Raw genomic sequence first — 19787 nt, 5'->3', positions numbered from 1 at the left:
GTCCGGGCCGCGCGCGCCGGTCGACGCGCGCCCGATACTGTCGCCGGGTGCAGAAGGGGACCTCCACCGCGCTCGGTTTGCTGCTCGGATTCGCGCTCGATCGAGTGTTCGGGGATCCGCGCCGGTGGCATCCGGTGGCCGGATTCGGCTCGGCGGTGGCGGCTTTGGAGTCGGTGACCTACGCCGACCGGCGCGCGGCGGGGTTGCTGCACGAGACGCTGGCCGTCGGCGCGGTGGTCGGGCTCGGGGCGGCCGTGCGGCGCGGCGGCGTGGCCGCGACCGCCGCCGCCACCTGGACCGTGCTGGGTGGACGCAGTCTGGCCCGGACCGGTCGCGCGATGGCCGACCGGTTGGCCGGTGGCGACCTCGACGGCGCTCGCGCGCTCCTGCCTTCTCTCTGTGGCCGCGATCCGCAGGCGCTGGACGCGGACGGGCTCGCTCGCGCGGCACTGGAGTCCATCGCCGAGAACACCTCCGACGCGTCCGTCGCGCCGGTGGTGTGGGGAGCGGTGGCGGGCATCCCGGGTCTGCTCGGGTATCGCGCGGTCAACACGCTGGACGCGATGATCGGCTACCGCAACGAGCGCTACCGGCGTTTCGGCTGGGCCGCCGCCCGCGTCGACGACGCGGCCAACCTGATCCCGGCGCGGATCACCGGTTTGCTCACCGCCGCCCTCGCCCCCTTGATCGGTGGCGGGCCCGCTGCCGCCCTGGCCGCATGGCGGCGGGACGCGGCCGGCCATCCCAGCCCCAACGCGGGGGTGGTGGAAGCGTCGATGGCCGGGGCGCTCGGCGTCCGGCTGGGTGGCCGTACCGAGTACCCGCACGGTGTCGAGATGCGCCCGATCCTCGGGGACGGCCCGGCTCCCACGGTGCACGACCTGCGCCGCGCGGTCCGTCTTTCCGAAGCAGTGCAGCTTGCCGCCACGCTGCTCGCCGCCGCCGTCGCCTTGACCAGGCGCTGAGTGGTCCGACCGGGCCGCCGCCGCGCTCCAGCGGGAATGCGCACCGCGCATACGGCGGGCCCGGTCGCGCGACCGCACGACACACGCTCCCAACGCGCTGTCGGTTCGCTCGCCGGTCGTCCGCGGAGACAGCCCGCCCATGTCGCGCGGCACGCCGTAGACATGGCACGCGGGCAGAGCACCTGGACGGGCTCCCAGGGACCGGCGCGAGTGCCGTCGGCCTCGCAAGCCCGCGTGCTGATCCGGATAGGCTTCCGCGATGCGGATCGGACTGATGACCATCGTCGTGGCGGAGTACGACCCCGCGATCGCCTTCTTTGTCGATTCACTGGGATTCGAGCTGGTCGAGGACTCGGCGGCGCTCACCGACGACGGTCGCGCGAAACGGTGGGTGGTGGTGCGCCCGCCCGGCGCCGAATCGGGCATCCTGCTCGCCCGGGCCGACGGTGCGGCGCAAACCGCGGTGATCGGGCAGCAGGTCGCGGGCCGGGTCGGCTTCTTCTTACAGGTCGAGGACTTCCACTCGGCGTACGACCGGATGGTCGCGCGCGGTGTCGAGTTCGTGCGCGCGCCCCGCGACGAGCCGTACGGGCGGGTGGCGGTCTTCCTCGACATCGCGGGTAACCGGTGGGACCTACTGGGGCCGAATCGTTCCTGACTCGACGAACGCCGAATCGGGGTGCTCACCCGCGGCCGCGGCCGTAGCGGTCGGCGAGGCGGGCTTCCGTGGTCGGTGCGGCGGGTGCGGTCGGAGTGGTCGAGGCCACCGGTTCGGATCGGGGCCGTTCGGTGGGGGACGCGCGTACCGGCTCGGCGGCGGAGCCTTTCTCCTTCCGTCGTTCGCGGATCTCCGCGTAGACGAAGTAGCCGAGGCCGAGCGGAGCCATGATGCCGAAGGCCAGCCATTGCAGGCCGTAGGACAGGTAGGGGCCCGCGTCCAGCTGGGGGAGCGGAGTCGGGGTGAACGCGCCCGGTTGGCTCTCGCTCAGCTGCAGGTAGCCGCCGCGTTCGCCGCCGGTGGGAACGGCGGTGAGGGGTTGTCGCAGAACCGTCGATTCCTGGGCGGTGTCGATGGAGTACACCTGGCGATAGCCGTCCTGGACGCTCGGGTCCTTGCCGGGCGTGACGCCCTCGGACATCCGGACCCTGGCCTCGATGCGCTGCGGTCCCGCGGGCGGCTCGGGGACCTGGGGCGGGCGGGTGCCGTCGACCGCCGACACCAGTCCGCGGTCGACGAGCAGCACGCGGCCGTCGTCCAGCCGGAACGTCGCGAGCACCGCGTACCCGGGAGCGCCGTCGAGGTGGCGCAGCCGCACCAGCACCGTGGAGTCCGGCAGGTAGCTGCCGGAGGCGGTGACGCGCCGCCACTCGGTGTGCTCGCCGGTTCCGGAGAGCACGGTGGTGACGTCCACGGGCTCGGCCTTCACCGAGTCGGCGATCAACTGGTTGCGGTGCGAGGTGGCCGTGTTCTTGCCGAGCTGCCACGGCGCGAGCACGGTGAAGCACAGGTAGGCGAACGCGGCGACCAGCACCGCCAGGATCAGCCAGCTGGGGCGCAGCAGGAAGGCGAGCCTGCGCATCAGGATCGCTCGTCGGAGACGAGGCGCGGATCGGGCGGTTCGGCGGCGGCCAATTCGGCGCGCACCCAGTCGAGCAGGCCGGGCACGGCGGCCTCGATCTGCGCGCGCACGAGTTCGAAGTCCGTCGCGTCGCCGTAGTAGGGGTCGGCCACGTCTTGGCCGTCGGCGTCGGGGTCGAAGGCACGCAGCAACCGCAGTCGCTCGGCCGGGATGCCGAGCCGGGCCAGGTCGCGCTGGTGCGAGCGGTCCAAGGCGATCACCAGATCCGCGTCGCTGTGCTCGGCCCCGAACACGGCGGCGACGTGGCCGGTCGGGTATCCGTACTTGCGCAGGGTCGCGCAGGTCCGCGGGTCGGCGTCGTCGCCGACGTGCCACGACCCGGTGCCCGCGCTGCTCACCCGCACCCGGTTGGCGAGCCCGGCCCGGTAGAGGTGCGAGGCGAAGATCTTTTCCGCCATCGGAGAGCGGCAGATGTTGCCGGTACAGACGAACGAGACGTGCAGCTGACCCACGCCTGCCATTCTGGCCGGTCCCGCTCCCGCAGCGCCACGTAGGGTGTGATCTCGTGGCCGAGGACACCGTCGATCGCGCGAAACTGCGTCACCACGGCGACGTGGACGCGCGCCCGGGCATGCTCGATTTCGCGGTGAACGTCCAAGGGACGGCGCCACCGAAGTGGCTGCGCCTGCGCCTGGCCGGGCGGCTGTCCGATCTGGGCCGCTATCCCAGCGCCGAGGACGCCGAGGCCGCGCGCCGGGCGGTCGCGGCCCGGCACGGCCGTGTCCCGGATGAGGTGTTGCTGCTGGCAGGGGCGGCCGAAGGTTTCGCGCTGCTGCCCCGTCTCGCGCCACGTTCGGCCGCGGTGCTGCACCCGTCGTTCACCGAGCCGGAACTCGTGTTGCGGGAGGCCGGCGTCCCCGTCACCCGGGTCGTTCTGGAATCGCCCTACCGCCTGGATCCCGGCGCGGTGCCCCCCGAAGCCGACCTGGTGGTGCTCGGCAACCCGACCAACCCGACCTCGGTGCTGCACCCGGCCGACACGATCCGCGCCCTGCGCAGGCCGGGCCGCGTCATCGTGGTCGACGAAGCCTTCGCCGACGCGGTCGCGGGCGAGCCGGAATCCCTCGCCGCCGACCCCGCGCCCGACCTGCTCGTTCTGCGCAGCCTCACCAAGACCTGGGCGCTGGCGGGCCTGCGCTGCGGCTATTTCCTGGGAGCACCGGACGTTCTCGCGCGCCTCGGCGCAGGGCGGCCGCACTGGGCGCTGGGCACGCTGCAACTGGAGGCGATCACCGCCACCGCGAGCCCGGCGGCCGTGACCGAGTCCGAGCGCTGCGCGCGCACGCTCGCCGTGCATCGCGCCGCGATGATCGAGCGCCTGACCGGCCTCGGCATCGCCGTCCACACTCCGGCCGAGGGGCCGTTCCTGCTCCTGCGCGTCCCGGACGGCGAACTGCTGCGCAAGCACTTGGCCGCGGCGGGAATCGCGGTCCGGCGCGCGGACACCTTCCCCGGCCTCGGCCCGGACCATCTGCGCGTCGCGGTCCGCGGTGCGGCGGAGGTCGATTTGCTGGTGGAGGCGATCCGGTCGGCAGATGTCGGGATCGAAGCAAAGGAAGGTGGACGATGACCACGCTCGCGGATCTCATCGGGGTGCTCGACGCGGCCTACCCGCCCACGCTGGCCGAGCCGTGGGACTCGGTCGGCCTGGTCTGTGGTGACCCGGCCGAGGAGCTGACCCGGGTGCTGTTCGCCGTCGACGCGACCGCCGCGGTCGTCGAGGAGGCGATCGACTGGCGCGCGCAGGCCCTGGTGGTGCACCACCCGCTGCTGCTGCGCGGCGTCGACACCGTCGCGGCGAGCACGCCGAAAGGCGCGCTGGTGCACCGGCTGATCCGTTCCGGTTGCGCGCTGTTCACCGCGCACACCAACGCCGACTCCGCCGCCCCGGGTGTCTCCGACGCACTCGCGGCCGCCCTCGGACTGACGGTCACCGGCCCGCTGGATGCGAAACCCGAATCGGCTGTGGACAACTGGGTGATACAGGTGCCGAGCACGCACACCGACGCGGTGCTCGCCGCGCTCTTCGCCGCGGGTGCGGGCCGACGAGTGGACCACTGCGACTGCGCGGTGCTGGTACCGGCCAAGGCGCAGTCCCGCCCGACGACCGAAGGCTCGCCCGTGCAAGAGACCTTGGGCGAACTCCAGTACGCCGAGGAGGAGCGGGTGGAGGTCGCCGCCCCCTCGTCGGCCCGTTCCGCCGTGCTCGCCGCGCTGCGCGCCGCGCATCCCGGCGAGGACCCGGTCTACCACATCGGTGAACGCGCCCAGCTGCCGTCGTCGCTGGGCCTCGGCCGGGTCGGCACCCTGCCGGAACCGGAATCGTTGCGCGCCTTCACCGATCGCGTGGCGCGCGCGCTTCCGCCCACGGCATGGGGCGTGCGCGCCGCTGGTGACCCGGACCGCTCCGTCTACACCGTCGCCGTCTGCGGCGGCGCGGGCGACTCCTACCTGAGCCGGGCCACCGCGCTCGGCGTCGACGTGTACGTCACGTCCGATCTGCGCCACCATCCGGTCGACGAGCACCTGCGCAAGGGCGGTCCCGCGTTGGTCGACGCCGCGCACTGGGCCACCGAATTCCCTTGGTGCGCGCAGGCCGAAGCGGTCGTGCGCAGCGCTCTGCCCGGCCTGGAGACCAGGGTGTCCACGTTGCGCACCGACCCGTGGACGGTGCGCGGCACCGGCTGAGCGCCCGAAACCGTTGGCGCGCCGACGGAGTGGTAGCGGCGTGTCGGGGCGTGTCCGCGCCGAGCCGGGACGGGTTGGGCGGATTGCGTGAATCGAGTAGTTCGTGCGGGGTACAACTACCGCATGAACTTCCCGGTTGACTTCGGGCTCGTGCAGATCGGGCTGATCCTGCTGCTGGTCGTCGGTGTGGCGCTGATCGTCTCCGGTTTGGTCGCGTGGCGCCGGGTGGGGATGCGGCCGCTGCTCGCGCGCGGGTCGGGCGGGCTCGCGCTGCTGCTGGTCGCGGCGGTGCTGCTGTGGATCGCGACCCTGCTGCAGACCTACCTCGGACTGACCGGCGAGATCAAGGCGGCGCACGTGGTGGCCAAGCCGGTGGCGGGGCAGGAACACCAGATGGACGTCGACCTCGTCCTGTACGGCGACGACGATCACCCCGAGCAGCGCCGGACCTACCGGGTCGAAGGTGACATGTGGGTGCTGCAAGCGGGCATCGTGGAGCTGGAGCCGTGGGTCAACGCCCTCGGCTTCCATTCCGGCTACCGGATCAGCCGCCTGTACGGCCAGCGCCTCGACGGCGTCGCGACCCGGCAGAACCAGATCTTCCTCAACGACGGCGACAGCGACTTCTTCGCCGACATGCGCGAGGGCCGCTGGTGGACCCAGCCGTTCGTGCGCTCCGCCTACGGCAACGCGGTGATCGCGGTGCCCGGCGAGTACGACGTCTACATCTCCCGCGACGCCATCAAAACTCGCCCCGTCGGCGGCTGACGCCGGTTCGCCGATCCGGCGGGGTACGGTGGAACTTCGGTCCCGTCCACCCCGCCCAGGAGTTTGTCCGCGTTGAATGTCGAACCCCCGATCCAGGCCGAGCTGCTGCGGCTCGCCGCCGTCGACGCCGAGCTGACCCGGATCGCGCACCGTCGCACCGTGCTGCCCGAGCAGCAGGAGGTGGCGCGGCTGGAAGCCGAGCGCAACGCGCACTCCGACGCCGCGGTGGCCGTGCAGATCGTGCTGGACGACCTCGACCGCGACATCCGCAAGCTGGAGGGCGAGGTCGAGGCGGTGCGCAAGCGCGAGGAGCGCGACCAGGCCATGCTCACCGCGGGAACGGTGAACGCCAAACAGCTTTCGGAGCTCCAGCACGAGCTGGGCAGTCTGCAGCGGCGCCGCTCCGTACTGGAGGACGAGCTGCTCGAGGTGATGGAGCGGCGGGAGGCCTCCGCCGCCGACTACGAGCACGCGGGCGCGCGGTTGAGCAAGACCGAGGACGAACTCGCCGCCGCCCGGCGGCAGCGCGACGAGGCGCTCGCGGATCTGGACGTGGCGCAGACGCGCTGCGAGACCGATCGCGCGGGCATGGTGGCGAAGGTTCCCGGCGAGCTGCTCGCCATCTACGACCGGCAGCGCATACAGCACGGCGCGGGCGCGGCGCTGTTGCAGGCTCGCCGCTGTGGCGCGTGCCGGATCGAACTCGATCGCGGCGAGATCGCGCGCATCGCCAAGACGGCGCCGGACGTGGTCGTGCGCTGCCCGGAGTGCGGCGCGATCCTGGTCCGGACCAAGGAATCGGGGCTGTGAGTTCGTCGCGACCGGTTGCCGGGCGATCGCGATGAGAGTGCCCGAGGTGATCGTCGAAGCCGACGGCGGTTCCCGTGGCAATCCCGGCCCGGCCGGTTACGGAGCCGTGGTCTACGACGCCGACCACGCCCGGGTGCTCGCCGAGCGCCGGGAGTTCCTCGGCGTGGCCACCAACAACGTCGCCGAATATCGCGGTTTGATCGCGGGGTTGGCGGCGGCGGCCGAACTGGGCGCCGAGTCGGTCGTCGTGCGCATGGACTCCAAGCTGGTCGTCGAGCAGATGTCCGGGCGCTGGAAGATCAAGCACGCGTCCTTGATTCCGCTCGCCGACCAGGCCCGCAGGCTCGCCGCCGGATTCACCCGGGTCAGCTACGGCTGGATTCCGCGCGCGCAGAACTCGCACGCCGACCGGCTGGCCAACGAGGCCATGGACGAGGGAAGCGGCGTCGCCGAGAACCGCGCGGCGGCCGCGGACGCGCGCACCGCCGAGGCCGCCGATCCGGCCCTCGCGGTCACCGAGCGCGACCTGCCGAGCTGGATCGATGAAGTCAGGGACGTGCACGCCGAGCAGGCCGCCCCGGCGCAGCACGGTCCGGGCTGGACCCGGGCCACCGGTCGTCCCACCCGGTTGCTGCTGCTTCGCCACGGCCAGACCGAGTTGTCGGTGCAGCGCCGCTATTCCGGTCGCGGCAATCCGCCGCTCACCCCGCTCGGGCGGGAACAGGCCGCCCGCGCCGCGAAAATGCTGGCCGCCAAGGGCGGCATCGCCGCGGTGGTCAGCTCGCCGCTCGGCCGTGCCCGGGAGACCGCCGAGGCGGCTGCCGGCGCGCTCGAGGTCCCGGTGGAGATCCACGACGGGTTGATCGAGACCGACTTCGGCGCGTGGGAGGGCCTGACCTTCGCCGAGGCCGCGCAACGCGATCCCGGCCTGCACGCCCGCTGGATCGGTGATCCCACCGTCGCCGCGCCCGGCGGGGAGAGCTTCGAGCAGGTCCTCGCGCGGGTGGACGCGGCTCTGCGCGATCTCGTCGAGCGGTATCCCGGCGCCAATGTGGTGGTGGTCAGTCATGTGACCCCGATCAAGACGCTGCTGCGGCTGGCCCTCGATGCCGGCCCGTCGCTGTTGTACCGGTTGCATCTGGATCTGGCGTCGCTATCGATAGCGGAGTTCTATCCCGACGGTGGGTCTTCGGTGCGCCTGGTGAACGACACGTCCTACCTCTGACGCCCTCCGCCGCACCGGAATCGAGGGCGAACGCGGTGCGCGGAGGGCGAATTATGCCCCATTGCAACACATTTGCGTTTCACATTCGCGCGATGCGGTGAATCTCACTTCAACTCTGCCTTGCGCGCCGAGTAGCGGTAGGCTTCCCGTCGGTCAGGCACAGGCGTCCCAGGGGCCTGCTTGGCCGGGGTCGACGCAGTGACCTCGGTCAGCGCTGCTCGCTGGGATGGTTTCGCGCGGGCAGTGTGGCCCGTGGGCCGCGTCGCGGCAGAAAGCACCTGTGCCGTCGAGTGGTTCGATGAGAGTGCAGGTTCGATGAGCAGTCCGATCAAGGTTGTCGTTCTCGGGGCGGGGATCGGAGGACTCACCACCGCGGCCGCCTTGCGGCATGCGGGTTTCGGCGTCGAACTATATGAAGCCGGTCCGGAACTGCGGGCGCAGGGCTTCGGACTTTCCGTGCAGGCCAACGGCATCAACGCGCTGCGCACCCTCGGCCTCGGGCTCGACGAGCAACTGCTCGAGCGCGGCGGCCGGGTCGAGACCTTCCGTTTCTGCAACCCCGACGGCAGCCCGATCCGGGTGCTCCCGGTGCATCGGCTCGACGCCCAGCTCGGCGCGCCCGCCGTGGCGCTGCACCGCACCGACCTGCACGACGTGCTGTTGAGCGCGATCGGTGATACGCCGACTTTCGTCGGCGCGCAAGCCACCCGCTTCGTCGACGACGGCGAGCACGTGCGCGTCGAGTTCGCCGACGGCCGGGTCGCCGAGGGTGACCTGCTCGTCGGCGCCGACGGCATCCACTCGATGGTGCGCGCCCAATTGCACGGCCGCGCCGAGCCGCGCCCCGGCAATTTCGTGTGCTGGCTGGCCTGCATCCCGTTCGAGCACCGCAACGTCGCCCGCGGCCTGTCGGCGCACTTCTGGGGCACCGGAATGCGTTTCGGCATCCACGACATCGGCCACGGCCGGGTCTACTGGTGGGGCACCAAGACCTTGCCCGCCGACGAGGCCGCGAACTGGCAGGGCGGCAAGGAAGACCTGCTGCGCCTGTACGCCGGATGGGCGCCGGAGGTGCGCGCCTGCATCGAGCAGACCGACGAATCGGCGATCCTGGCCGTGCCCGCGCAGGATCGGCCGCCGCTCGCGCAGTGGGGTCGCGGCCGGGTGACGCTGCTCGGCGACGCGGCGCACCCGATGCTGCCCAGCCTCGGCCAGGGCGCCAACGCCGCCATCGAGGACGCGGTCGTGCTGGCCAGTGTGCTGCGCAACGCCCTGGATCCGGTTGCCGGGCTGCGTCGTTACGAGAAGCTGCGTGCCGACCGCACCGCCATGTTCGTCAACGGTTCGGCCTCGCTGGCCAAGATCGAACAGACCACCGATCCGCGCTTGGTGCGGGTGCGCGACACCTATTTCCGGCACGCGCCTACCGAATTCTTCCTGCGGGAACTCGGCAAGCCGATGTCCTTCCCGGCGCCGGACGGGCCGACCGCGCGGCTGCCGCGTCCACTCTCGCCGGTCGAGCGCTGGCACTGGATCGCCGATCAGCTGGCGCCGCTGCACATCCTGTCGCGCGTGCGAATCCGCGGACACGTCGAGGTCGAGCGGATTCGCGCGGGCTTGGACGAGGTGCAGCGCCGACATCCGCTCCTGCGGGTCGCCGTCGCCGCCGAACCGGACGGCACCGCACCGCGATTCGTGCCGGTACAGGCGCCGATCCCGCTGCGGGTGATCGAATCCGAGGACAGCACGAACTGGCTGGCCGAGGCCGACGAGGTGGAATTGCGTGAGCCGTTCGACTGGCGCACCGGCCCGCTGGCCAGGGCGGTGCTGATCAAGGAGACCGACGGCACCAACGAGCTGATCGTCACGCTGCACTACGCCATCGCCGACGGCGAGAGCGCGCTGTCGGTGGCCAAGCAGGTGCTCCAAGTGGCCGCCGGGGAAGGGGGCGACTTCGCGCCCGCGCCGGTCCGGCCGGGCCCGGAGGAGCTGTTCCCGCCGCGCTTCCAAGGTGCCGGCGGTGCGCTGCGCACCGCGAGTTCATTTCTGCGCGACCAGAAGTCGCAGCTGCGCAAACCGCGCAGGCTGGAGCCGACCACGCTCGCGCCGCCCGCGCAGCGGCGCAGCCGGGTGGTGCACCGCAGCCTCGACGGCGACCAGCTCGAGGCGCTCACCGCGGGATGCGACCGCCACGGCGTCGGCCTGCAGGCTGCGCTGTCGGCCGCGCTGCTGATCGCGGCGGCCAGGGAGGCCGGCACCGAGAAGGCGACCTGGTACACCGTCGGCAGCTCGGTCAACTTCCGCGACCACCTCGACGGCGCCGCCGGTGACACCGAGGTCGGCACCTATCAGGGCATGATCGCCACCCCGGCGAAGTACGCGCCGTGGGCCTCGCTGTGGGAGATCGCCGCGGAGATCGAGCGCGAATACGGCGCGCGGATGCAACGACGTGATCACTTGTCCGCGCTGAACCTACTGAAGGTGGCCGCGCCGAAGTCGGTGGCCGCCAGCGCGTCCACGGTGAAGCTCATGGACACCCGCGGCCCGGGTCATCTCTGCATGACCTACCTGGGCAGCTACCCCTTCCCGGACAAGATCGGCGCCTGGCAGCTGGAAGGCGCGCAATTCGTCTCCGGCATGTCCGTCAGCGGCTTCATCATGGCCACCGCCAACGCGACGCACAACGAGCTGTCGCTCAACATCGGCTACGTCGAGCCCGCGGTCTCGCGCGAACGAGCCGATCGGCTCGCCGACGAAAGCGTGCGCGCGCTGCTGTCGGCCTGCTGACCGGCCCGCATACACCGCGATACAACAGCAGAGTCGCGGCATCGGCACAGCCGATGCCGTGATTCGCGATATCGATAACTGGATAAGTGTGGTAGCAGCTTTGCGTGTCAGCGATCAGGGTGGGCTTGGTTAGATCCGCGCACGGCCGGTGCCGCGACTGTCGCGATAGGAGTGACTGTGACATTCGAACCGAGTGCTACTTCCGAGAGACCCCCCGAAGCCTGGCCGGTCAGCGCGTACCAGCGCGATGTGCTGTCCGTCGCCTACCGGTATGCCCCGGCGCCGGTCACCCGAAACGCCTACTGCGCGTTTCTGGACGAGCCTTTCGATATGGCCCGGTTGCGGGCGGTGGTGCGCCGGGCCCTGCTCGCCGATGACGCGCTGCGCCTGCGATTCGAGTTCTCCGAGGGTCGTTTCTGGCAGTGGGTCTCCGACGAGCTACCCGAGGTCGAGCTGGTCGATCTCAGCTGGGCGTCGGATCCCGCCGCGGCCCGTCGCGACTGGGTGAACCGGGCCAACGTGACGCCGTCGCCGCCGCGGCAGCCGTTCCGGATCGCCGCGCTGGTCGACGGGCCCGACCACTTCCACCTGTACGTGGCGATGCACCACGCCATGATCGACGGCTGGGGCGTGAACGCGCTGTGGAGCGCCCTGGTGGACACCTACGGTCGCACGGACCTGTCGCTCGAAGAACTCGCCGAGCCGGATCCGGTGACCGAGCAGACCGACCGCGGCGCCGCGACCTACCGCAAGATCGCCGCCGAGCACGAGGAATACCTGTCCTCCGCGCAGTGGGTGGCCGATCGCGACGCGCTGGTGCGCCGCTTCGAAGGCGTGGTCCCCGCCCTGTTCTCCGGCCGGGCGAGCACGCCCGACGTCAACCGGGGACGGCAGCGCGTGGTCGTGGAACCGGCGTTCTTGGACCGCATCCGAGCCACCGGCTTCTCCGTCTTCGCGTTCACCGTTTCGGCGCTGGCCGCCTACCTGACCACCATCCACCGCTCCGAGGAGGTGGTGATCGGGGTCCCGATGCTCAACCGGCACAGCCCGGAGACCTTCCGCACCTCCGGGCACCGCACGAACGTGGTGCCCCTGCGCATCCGCGTCGACCCCGCCCGACCGCTGTCGGCGGTCGCCACCGAGGTCGCCGCGCAGATCCGGGAACTCAAGCGCTACGAGCGTTTTCCTTACGGTGACCTGGCCCGCGCGCTCAGCAGCGACCCGACGGCGCCCCCGCTGTTCGACGTGGCGTACTCCTACATCAAGATGCCGCCGTCGGATCACCTAGACAAGATCCTCGGCACCCTGGACATCGTCAATCCGGGCACGGTACTCGAGGCGCTGAACATCCTCGGCGTCGAGCACGCGCGCGACGGCTCGCTGAACCTTCAGCTCTATTACGACCGGGACGTCTTCGACGAGAATTTCCCCTTGGAGTCGGTCGTGCGCGGCATCGGCGCCCTGCTGGTGGCGGCGCTGGACCGGCCCGAGGAGCCGATCTCGGCGCTGCCGCTGATGCCCGCGCGCGAGCGGGCGGCCATCGCGGCGTTCGAATCCGGTCCGCGCGAGGACTTCCCGTACACCACCCTCGACCGGCTGGTCGCCGAGGTGGCCGCCCGGCATCCGGAACGCATCGCGATCGAACCGGTCGCCGGGTCGGGGGAAGAACCGCTGCGATACGCCCAATTGTCCGCGCTGGCGGACGGATTCGCCGCGAGGCTGCGCGCGCTGGGCGCGACCGGCAACGAATGCGTGCCGGTGGTGCTGGCCCGCTCGACCGAGATGCTCGTCGCGATCTTCGGTGTGTTGCGGGCCGGTTGCGCCTACGTGCCGCTCGACCCGGACTTCCCGGCCGCCCGCATCGAGACAGTGCTCGCCGATTGCGGGGCTCGCTTCGTCGTGGCGGGGGAGCGGCATCGGGCGGTCTTCGACGAGCTGGGCGTCACCAGGATCGCGGTCGCCGACACCGTCCCGGCGCGCGGGATCGAAAACGTCTCGCATCCAGCGGATCTCAGCTACATCATCTACACCTCGGGTTCCACGGGCGTGCCCAAAGGCGTCATGATCGAGCATCGGTCGGTGGTGAACCGCCTTGTCTGGATGCAGCGGCGCTACCCCCTGCACGAGGCGGACGTCATCCTGCAGAAGACGCCGGTCACGTTCGACGTGTCGGTGTGGGAACTGTTCTGGTGGGCGATCACGGGCGCCCGGGTGGCGCTGCTGGAACCGGGCGGGGAGCGCGATCCGCGTCGCATCGCCGAGGCGATCGCCGCGCACGCCGTGACGGTGCTGCATTTCGTGCCCTCCATGCTGGCGGCGTTCGTCGACGAGCTGGCGGCCGATCCGGCGACGGTCGCGCGGATCGGCAGCGTGCGCCGGGTGATCTGCAGCGGCGAGGCGCTACCGCCGGCGCTGGTGCGCCGGTTCCACGCGGTCTTCGCCGCGGCCGGGGCGACAGCGCCGCAGCTGGTGAACCTCTACGGCCCGACCGAGGCCACCGTCGACGTCTCCTACTTCGACTGCCCCGCCGACGAACCGCTCGACGTGGTGCCGATCGGGCGCCCCATCGACAACATCGACCTGCTCGTGCTCGACCACATCGGACGCCGGGTGCCGGTCGGCGTGCCGGGGGAGCTGAACATCGCGGGCGTCGGCGTGGCCCGCGGCTATCGCGGCAGGCCGGAGCTGACCGCGGCGGCGTTCGTCGACGATCGCGGGGTGCCGGGACGCCGCCGGTACCGCACCGGCGACCTGGCGCGGTGGCTGCCGGACGGCAACCTCGAGTACCTGGGCCGCTTCGACGACCAGGTGAAGATCCGCGGCAACCGGATCACCCTCGGCGAGGTGCAGAACGCGATGCTGGGCTGCGCCGGGGTGCGCGCGGCGGCCGTGGTGGACGAAGTCTCAGAGGCACACGGCGTGCAACTGGTCGGCTACTTCGTCGGGGAGGACGTCTCCGGCGAGCGGATCGCCGAGCAGCTCACGGCCCGGCTGCCCCGCTACATGGTGCCCTCCCGGTTGATCCGGGTGGACCGCATCCCACTGACCCGCAACGGGAAGCTGGACCGGCGCGCGCTCGCCGAACACCTCGTGCTCGGCCACGGCGCCGAGCCGGTCGTCGGCCGCGAACCGCGAACCGCTGTCGAAGCCAGGCTCGCGCAGGTCTGGCAAACCGTGCTCGGCGTCGAGTCGATCGGCGTGCACGACAACTTCTTCACCCACGGCGGCGATTCCATCCTCGCGCTGGCCGTGCGCACCGCCGCCGAACGCGCGGGGCTCTACTTCGACGTGGACGCCTTCTACCAGGCGCCGACCATCGCCGAGCTGGCCCGCGTCGTGCGCGATGACCGGCGCGACGACCGTGAGCTCGTCGCGGCGCCCCTGCAGACGGTGCCGCTGATCGACCGGGCGGCATTGCACCAAGCCGAGGACGCCTTTCCGGCGACGGCCCTGCAACTGGGCATGCTGTATCACAGCATCGAGCGCACCGACTCGGTCACCTACAAGGACGCGTTCCGCTACCGGCTCGAAATCCCCTGGGATACAGCGCAATTCCGGCAGGCCGTGGACCGGCTGGTGCGGCGGCAACCCGCGCTGCGTTCGTCGTTCGAACTGAGCAGGCATTCGGTCCCGCTGCAGATCGTGCACGTCGCGCCGCCCTACGAGCTCGAGATCGTCGACCTGGGGGCGATGGACGAGGCGGACGGCGAGGACCTGATCGAGATCTATCTCCAAGAGCGCACCCACGCCCAGTACGACATCTCGGTGGCCCCGCTGTTCGCCATCCGGGCGTTCGTCCGCCCCGGCCCGCAGGAACCGGTCGGCACGGTGGACCTGGTGCTGAGCTTCCACCACGCCATCCTGGACGGCTGGAGCGTCGCCACGTCGGTGCTGGAACTGCTGCTGGACTACCTCAACCACCTCGGCATGACCCGGACCCAGGTGGAGGCCACCCCGCATCCGGCCACCGTGCTGGCCGAGTACGCGCAGGCCGAGCAGGGCGCGGCGCACGACCCCGCGGCCCGCGCGTACTGGCGGACCGCGCTCGCCGGGGCCGAACCCACCGCGCTCACCGCGCTGGGGGTGCACCAGCCGGTGGTCGCGGGCGTGCCGCAGGCCCGGGCCCTGGTGCCGCGCGCGCTGGCCGAACGGGTGTCGGCGTTCGCCACGCGCCACCAGGTTCCGGAGAAATCGGTCTATCTGGCCGCGCACTGCCTGGCGCTGCGGGCGCTCACCGGCCGCACGGACGTCACCACCGGCGTGGTGAGCCACGGCCGCCCGGACCGGGCCGGCGCCGAACGCGTGGCCGGGTTGTTCCTCAACACGCTGCCGATCCGGTTGGACCGGACCGCGACCACCTGGCGCGCCGCGGTGGAGCAGCTCGCCCGGCGCGAGCGCGAGGCCTACCCGTTCCGCCGCTACCCGCTGCGGTCGATCCTGGCCGACGGCGGGCCGGTCTTCGAGACGGCGTTCAACTTCGTCAACTATCACGTCTTCCAGCCCATGCTGGTGCTGGACGGGGTGCGCCTGCTGGACTTCGACGCGCGGGAGGAGACCAACTTCCAGCTGCTGGTGACCGCGGCCACCGACCCGCGCGACGGCCGGATGTGGTTGCGGGTCGACGGCGATCACACGCTGACCGCCGAGCAGTGCGAGACCGTGGCGCTGACCCAGTTGCGCATGCTGGCCGGCATAGTCGCCGATCCCGACGGGGCGATCGACCGTGGCGTCGGTCCCGCGACCGCGCGCGACGTGGGCACGCTGGTGGCCGAGGCGGCCGCGCTCAACCCCGCCCGCGTCGCCCTGGCCGGTGACGACGAATCGGTCACCTACGACGAGATGATCGAGCGCTCCGATCGGCTGGCCCGGCGCCTGGTGGGACTCGGGGTGTCGCCGGGCGACCGGGTCGGCATCCTGATGGGGCGCCGCCCGCAGCTGGTGCTGCTCGTGCTCGCCCTGACCAGGATCGGCGCCGCGTGCGTCCCGCTGGACGTCAGCTATCCGCGGGCCAGGCTGAATCTGATGATCGATCGCGCCCGCCCGCACCGGGTGATCGCCGACACCGCCTATCGCGACATCGTCGACGACGCCGCCTTGGTGCTGGACAGTGCCGCGCTCTTCGACGACTCCGCGCCCTACGACGACTCCGCGCCCGGCGCCGAGGTCGCGCTGCCGGATCACATCTCGCCCGACGCGGTGGCCTACGTGCTGTTCACGTCCGGGTCGACCGGGGAGCCCAAGGGCGTCGCGATGCCGCACCGCGGCTTGACCTCCCTGGTGGAGTGGCAGAATCGCGCGGTCACCGGCACCGGCCTGCTGAGCACACTGCAATTGGCGCCGTTGAGTTTCGACGTGTCGTTCCAGGAGATCTTCACCACCCTCGCGGCCGGGGCGACCCTGCGCGTGAGCTCGGCCGATCTGCGCTCGAACGTCGAGCAGTTGTTGCACACGGTGGTGGAGGAGGGCATCGAACGACTGTTCCTGCCGTATGTGGCCTTGCAGGCGTTCGCCGAGGCCGCCGTGGGGCGGCGGATGTTCCCGACCGAGCTCAAGGTGCTGATCTCCTCCGGCGAGCAGCTGCGCATCACCGATGAGATCCGCGCGCTCTGCAAAGTGGTGCCGGGCCTGGTGCTGGAGAACCAGTACGGCCCCACCGAATCCCATGTCGCGACCAAGTTCACGCTCACGGGTCCGGCCGACGAGTTCCCCGCGCTGCCGCCCATCGGCCGCGCCGTCGACGGCGACACCGTCGAACTGCTCGACAGCGCCCTGCGGCCGGTGCCGGACGGCGTGATCGGCGAGATCTACCTCGGCGGCCGCAGCATCGCCCGCGGCTACGAGGGCAGGCCCGCGCTCACCGCACAGCGGTTCGTCGCCACGCACGCGGGCGGCATCCGCTACCGCACCGGCGACCTCGGTGTCCGGCTGTTCTCCGGCGACATCGTCTGCCTCGGCCGCAGCGACAGCCAGGTCAAGATCCGCGGCTTCCGGGTGGAGCCGGCCGAAGTGGAACTGTGCATCCTGGGCCTGGTCGAGAAGTTCCCCGGCATCACCGAGGCCGCCGTGGTGGCCCGCGGTTTCGGCGGCATCGACGGCTCGCTGATCGCGTTCCTGGTCGGCGCGGCCGAGCAGACCGATCTGGCCGCGCTGCGGCACGATCTGCGCTCGATGCTGCCCGCGCACATGGTGCCCACCCGGTTCGTCTGGCTCGACGAACTGCCTCGCACGCCCAGCGGCAAGCGCGACGACGCGACGCTGCGCGATTACGGGGAGGACGCCACGGATTCGGTGTCGGCGCGGCGCGAGCCCGCCGACGAGTACGAGCGGTCGGCGGTCGAACTGCTGGCCGAGTACGCGGGACTGCGCGCGATCGGCGTCGACGACGACTTCTTCGCCGCGGGCGGCACGTCGATCGGCGCGATGCGCGTGGTGATGGCGTTGTCGCGCCGATGGGGCGTCGAGGTGCCGCTGGACGCGTTCATCGGCGCGCCGACCGCCGCCGGGCTCGCCACGCTGGTGCGGGCGGGCGACGTCCGGCGCACGTTCGACCCGCTGGTGCCGATCAGCGTGGGCGGTGCCAAGCCGCCGGTGTTCCTGGTGCACCCGATCGGCGGAAACGTGTTGTGCTACCTGACTCTCGCGCGGTACCTGGACCCCGATCGACCGGTGTACGGGTTGCAGGCGGCGGGCGCGGATCCCGGTAGCGCGCCGGAGAAGACCATCCCGGCGATGGCCGAGTCGTACTTGCAGGCCGTACGACGGGTTCATCCGACCGGCCCGTATCACTTGGCGGGCTGGTCGTTCGGCGGCTACGTCGCCCTGGAGATGGCCCGGCAGCTTCCCGAGCACGAGGTGTCCAGCGTGACGCTGCTGGACACGATGGCGCTGCGCGCTCGCACGCGGATGCCGATCCCGGAGGAGAAACTCATCCGGTGGTTCTTTCTCGAGCTGCTGTGGTACGCGCGCGGGAGCCGGTCCGCCTTGGTGGATTTCGAGCCCGACGTGCACAATTCCGAGGAGTTGTTCGCGGCGATGCTGGCGGAGTCGGTGCGGTCGGGCATCCTGCCCGCCGACAGCTCGCCGCAGGCGATCCGGCGGCTCTACGAGGTGTTCTACGCCAACTACTCGGCGATGCTGGACTACAAGCTCGCGCCGTACGACCGCGATATCACGCTGTTGCGCGCGACCGAGGGGCTGCCGCCGGGCGTCGACCTGGCGCACAAGACCGTCGGCAGCATGTTCGACAGCGCCGACAACGGCTGGAAGCAGTACGCGGCCCGCCGGTTCACGGTGATCGACGTGCCGGGCGATCACCTGAACATGATGAGCGAACCGAACATCGGCGAGCTGGGCCTGCGCCTGGACGAGGTGCTCTCCGCCGCCGACCCGGACCTGGATCGCGAGTGGGACGAAACCATGCTGGACGCCTGAGCGTCGCTCACGCGTTCGCCGCGGCCGCCGCCTCGCGCAGCGCGGCCGCGGTGAAGTCGTCCAAGGGGTAGAACAATTCGATGGCCAGCTCCGACAGCGTCACGTCGGCGGGCGCGCCGAAGGTGGCCATCGTGCTGAACATCGACAATTCGCCGACCGGCGTCCGGATCCGGATCGGCACCTCGAACGGGCTCGGCGGCGCGCCTGCCTCCGCTTCCGATCCGCCCGCTCCGGCTGGATGGGGGTAGGCCGACACCTCCTCGTACAGTGCGGCCAGTTCCGCGTCACCGCTCGCGCCGACCTGCCTGCCCAGCCGCTCCAGGAACAGTCCGCGCACCTGAGCGAGGTTGGCCAACCGGGCCGAGAGCCCGTCCGGATGCAGCACCAGCCGGTACACGTTCGGTCGCGGCGCGCGCACGTGCTCGGGAACGCCGTCCATCAGCACGCTCATCGCCGCGTTGCCCACCACCACGTTCCACAGGCGATCGATCACCACCGCCGGATACGGCTGGTGCGCGGTCAGCATGGTGTCCAGTGCGGCGCGGACCGACGCGAGATGGGCGTCGTCCAGGCCGCTCTCCCGGTAAGCGGGCGCGAAACCGGCGGCGACCAGCACCGTGTTGCGTTCGCGCAACGGCACCTCCAGCGTCTCGCACAGCCGCAGCACCATCGCCCGGCTCGGTGCGGCCCGGCCGGTCTCCAGGTACGACAGGTGCCGCGCGGAGGTGTCGGCGGCCAGCGCCAGATCGAGCTGGCTGAGCCTGCGCCGTTGCCGCCATTCGCGCAGCAGGATGCCCGCTCGCGAAGGTGTCCGCACCGATGTCATTCGACCAGCTAAGCACCCTATCGCGCGGTGCCGCCATGACCTCCGAGGTTATTGAGACGGCCACTTTCGGTCAGCAGGGTTGGTGCCGGAGCCGACGGGGCTCCGGCAGATCGATGAACTGGAGGACGACATGGGATCCACCCTGGCCCGCCGCGACGGCGCCGCGTTCCTGCGCTCCGCGCTGCGCGTGGACGGCTGGAGCACGGGAATCTTCGGCGGGCTGCTGCTCGCCGGAGCGGGACTGCTGCGTGACCCGCTCGGGCTGCCGATCGGCTGGAGCATCGCGTTCGGCGTCGTCATGCTCGGTGGGGCGCTCGCGTTACTGACGATCGCCCGGCGCCCCGAGGTGCCCGCACGCCACGCGCAGGTGGTCGTGGCGGTCAACGTGCTGTCGGCCGCGGGGATGACGGGACTGGCGGGATCGGACATCCTCGCGCTGACCGGACTCGGCCTGGCGTTCCTGCTCGTCGGCGCGGCGGTGGTCGCTACTTTCGCCGGACTGGAATTCGCCGGGTTGCGCAGACTCGGGTGAGCGGCGGTCGCGTACCGACTGGCGAACAAGACCGTCGGCAGCATGTTCGACAGCGCCGACAACGGCTGGAAGCAGTACGGGGCCCGCCGGTTCACGGTGATCGACGTACCGGGCG

Annotated in this window: 13 protein-coding genes; 10 read left to right on the top strand and 3 right to left on the bottom strand. The window is 71.3% G+C overall.

Translation table 11 applies throughout. The features are described from left to right. Positions 1–47: 47 nt before the first annotated feature. Together ABZ552_RS20915 and ABZ552_RS20910 are read left to right on the top strand one after the other, a co-directional pair. A complete protein-coding gene (locus tag ABZ552_RS20915) occupies positions 48–965 on the top strand; it encodes a cobalamin biosynthesis protein (protein ID WP_281874719.1) in 918 nt (305 codons plus the stop codon). Positions 966–1224: 259 nt separating this feature from the next. Continuing rightward, complete coding sequence (locus tag ABZ552_RS20910; protein ID WP_281874718.1) at positions 1225–1623, top strand: VOC family protein; 399 nt, start codon at positions 1225–1227, stop codon at positions 1621–1623. 25 nt (positions 1624–1648) lie between these two features. Here ABZ552_RS20910 and ABZ552_RS20905 read toward each other — a convergent pair whose 3' ends face one another. Continuing rightward, on the bottom strand, positions 1649–2545 hold the full coding sequence (locus tag ABZ552_RS20905) for an SURF1 family protein (RefSeq protein ID WP_281917000.1): 897 nt from the start codon (positions 2543–2545) through the stop codon (positions 1649–1651). Next, a complete protein-coding gene (locus tag ABZ552_RS20900) occupies positions 2545–3066 on the bottom strand; it encodes a low molecular weight protein-tyrosine-phosphatase (RefSeq protein ID WP_281874716.1) in 522 nt (173 codons plus the stop codon). Before ABZ552_RS20900 ends, ABZ552_RS20905 begins: the two co-directional genes overlap by 1 nt. A gap of 44 nt (positions 3067–3110) precedes the next feature. Between ABZ552_RS20900 and cobC the strand changes: the two genes are divergently transcribed. The 7 genes from cobC to ABZ552_RS20865 all read left to right on the top strand — a co-directional run bounded on the left by cobC (position 3111) and on the right by ABZ552_RS20865 (position 18314). Further along, on the top strand, positions 3111–4175 hold the full coding sequence (cobC, locus tag ABZ552_RS20895) for an Rv2231c family pyridoxal phosphate-dependent protein CobC (RefSeq protein ID WP_281874715.1): 1065 nt from the start codon (positions 3111–3113) through the stop codon (positions 4173–4175). Further along, entirely contained in the window at positions 4172–5293 is a 1122-nt protein-coding gene (locus tag ABZ552_RS20890; RefSeq protein WP_281874714.1) for a Nif3-like dinuclear metal center hexameric protein, read from the top strand. The genes cobC and ABZ552_RS20890 overlap by 4 nt, the downstream gene beginning before the upstream one ends. Positions 5294–5416: 123 nt before the next feature. Further along, positions 5417–6061, top strand: a complete 645-nt coding sequence (locus tag ABZ552_RS20885; protein ID WP_281874713.1) for a hypothetical protein — start codon at positions 5417–5419, stop codon at positions 6059–6061. Between the two features lie 72 nt (positions 6062–6133). Further along, positions 6134–6871: a C4-type zinc ribbon domain-containing protein gene (locus ABZ552_RS20880; protein ID WP_281874712.1), complete on the top strand. Its 738-nt coding sequence runs from the start codon at positions 6134–6136 to the stop codon at positions 6869–6871. Between the two features lie 37 nt (positions 6872–6908). Next, positions 6909–8096, top strand: a complete 1188-nt coding sequence (locus tag ABZ552_RS20875) for a bifunctional RNase H/acid phosphatase (RefSeq protein WP_281881090.1) — start codon at positions 6909–6911, stop codon at positions 8094–8096. Between the two features lie 315 nt (positions 8097–8411). Then, entirely contained in the window at positions 8412–10883 is a 2472-nt protein-coding gene (locus ABZ552_RS20870) for an FAD-dependent monooxygenase (protein WP_281874711.1), read from the top strand. Positions 10884–11060: 177 nt separating this feature from the next. Beyond that, entirely contained in the window at positions 11061–18314 is a 7254-nt protein-coding gene (locus tag ABZ552_RS20865) for an amino acid adenylation domain-containing protein (RefSeq protein WP_357439126.1), read from the top strand. 7 nt (positions 18315–18321) lie between these two features. Here ABZ552_RS20865 and ABZ552_RS20860 read toward each other — a convergent pair whose 3' ends face one another. After that, a complete protein-coding gene (locus ABZ552_RS20860; RefSeq protein WP_357439123.1) occupies positions 18322–19140 on the bottom strand; it encodes a helix-turn-helix transcriptional regulator in 819 nt (272 codons plus the stop codon). 82 nt (positions 19141–19222) lie between these two features. Between ABZ552_RS20860 and ABZ552_RS20855 the strand changes: the two genes are divergently transcribed. Continuing rightward, positions 19223–19672, top strand: a complete 450-nt coding sequence (locus tag ABZ552_RS20855) for a hypothetical protein (RefSeq protein ID WP_281917005.1) — start codon at positions 19223–19225, stop codon at positions 19670–19672. The last annotated feature ends 115 nt before the right edge of the window (positions 19673–19787 follow it).

This window comes from Nocardia sp. NPDC019219 (assembly GCF_040632645.1).
Lineage (GTDB): Bacteria > Actinomycetota > Actinomycetes > Mycobacteriales > Mycobacteriaceae > Nocardia > Nocardia sputorum.
This window is presented reverse-complemented; position numbering and strand designations above follow the sequence as displayed.

Coding starts and splice junctions, on each gene's coding strand:
- ABZ552_RS20890 (WP_281874714.1), top strand. CDS start 4,172: ATGACCACGCTCGCGGATCTCATCGGGGTGCTCGACGCGGCCTACCCG.
- ABZ552_RS20870 (WP_281874711.1), top strand. CDS start 8,412: ATGAGCAGTCCGATCAAGGTTGTCGTTCTCGGGGCGGGGATCGGAGGA.
- ABZ552_RS20860 (WP_357439123.1), bottom strand. CDS start 19,140: ATGACATCGGTGCGGACACCTTCGCGAGCGGGCATCCTGCTGCGCGAA.
- ABZ552_RS20910 (WP_281874718.1), top strand. CDS start 1,225: ATGCGGATCGGACTGATGACCATCGTCGTGGCGGAGTACGACCCCGCG.
- ABZ552_RS20900 (WP_281874716.1), bottom strand. CDS start 3,066: ATGGCAGGCGTGGGTCAGCTGCACGTCTCGTTCGTCTGTACCGGCAAC.
- ABZ552_RS20885 (WP_281874713.1), top strand. CDS start 5,417: ATGAACTTCCCGGTTGACTTCGGGCTCGTGCAGATCGGGCTGATCCTG.
- ABZ552_RS20905 (WP_281917000.1), bottom strand. CDS start 2,545: ATGCGCAGGCTCGCCTTCCTGCTGCGCCCCAGCTGGCTGATCCTGGCG.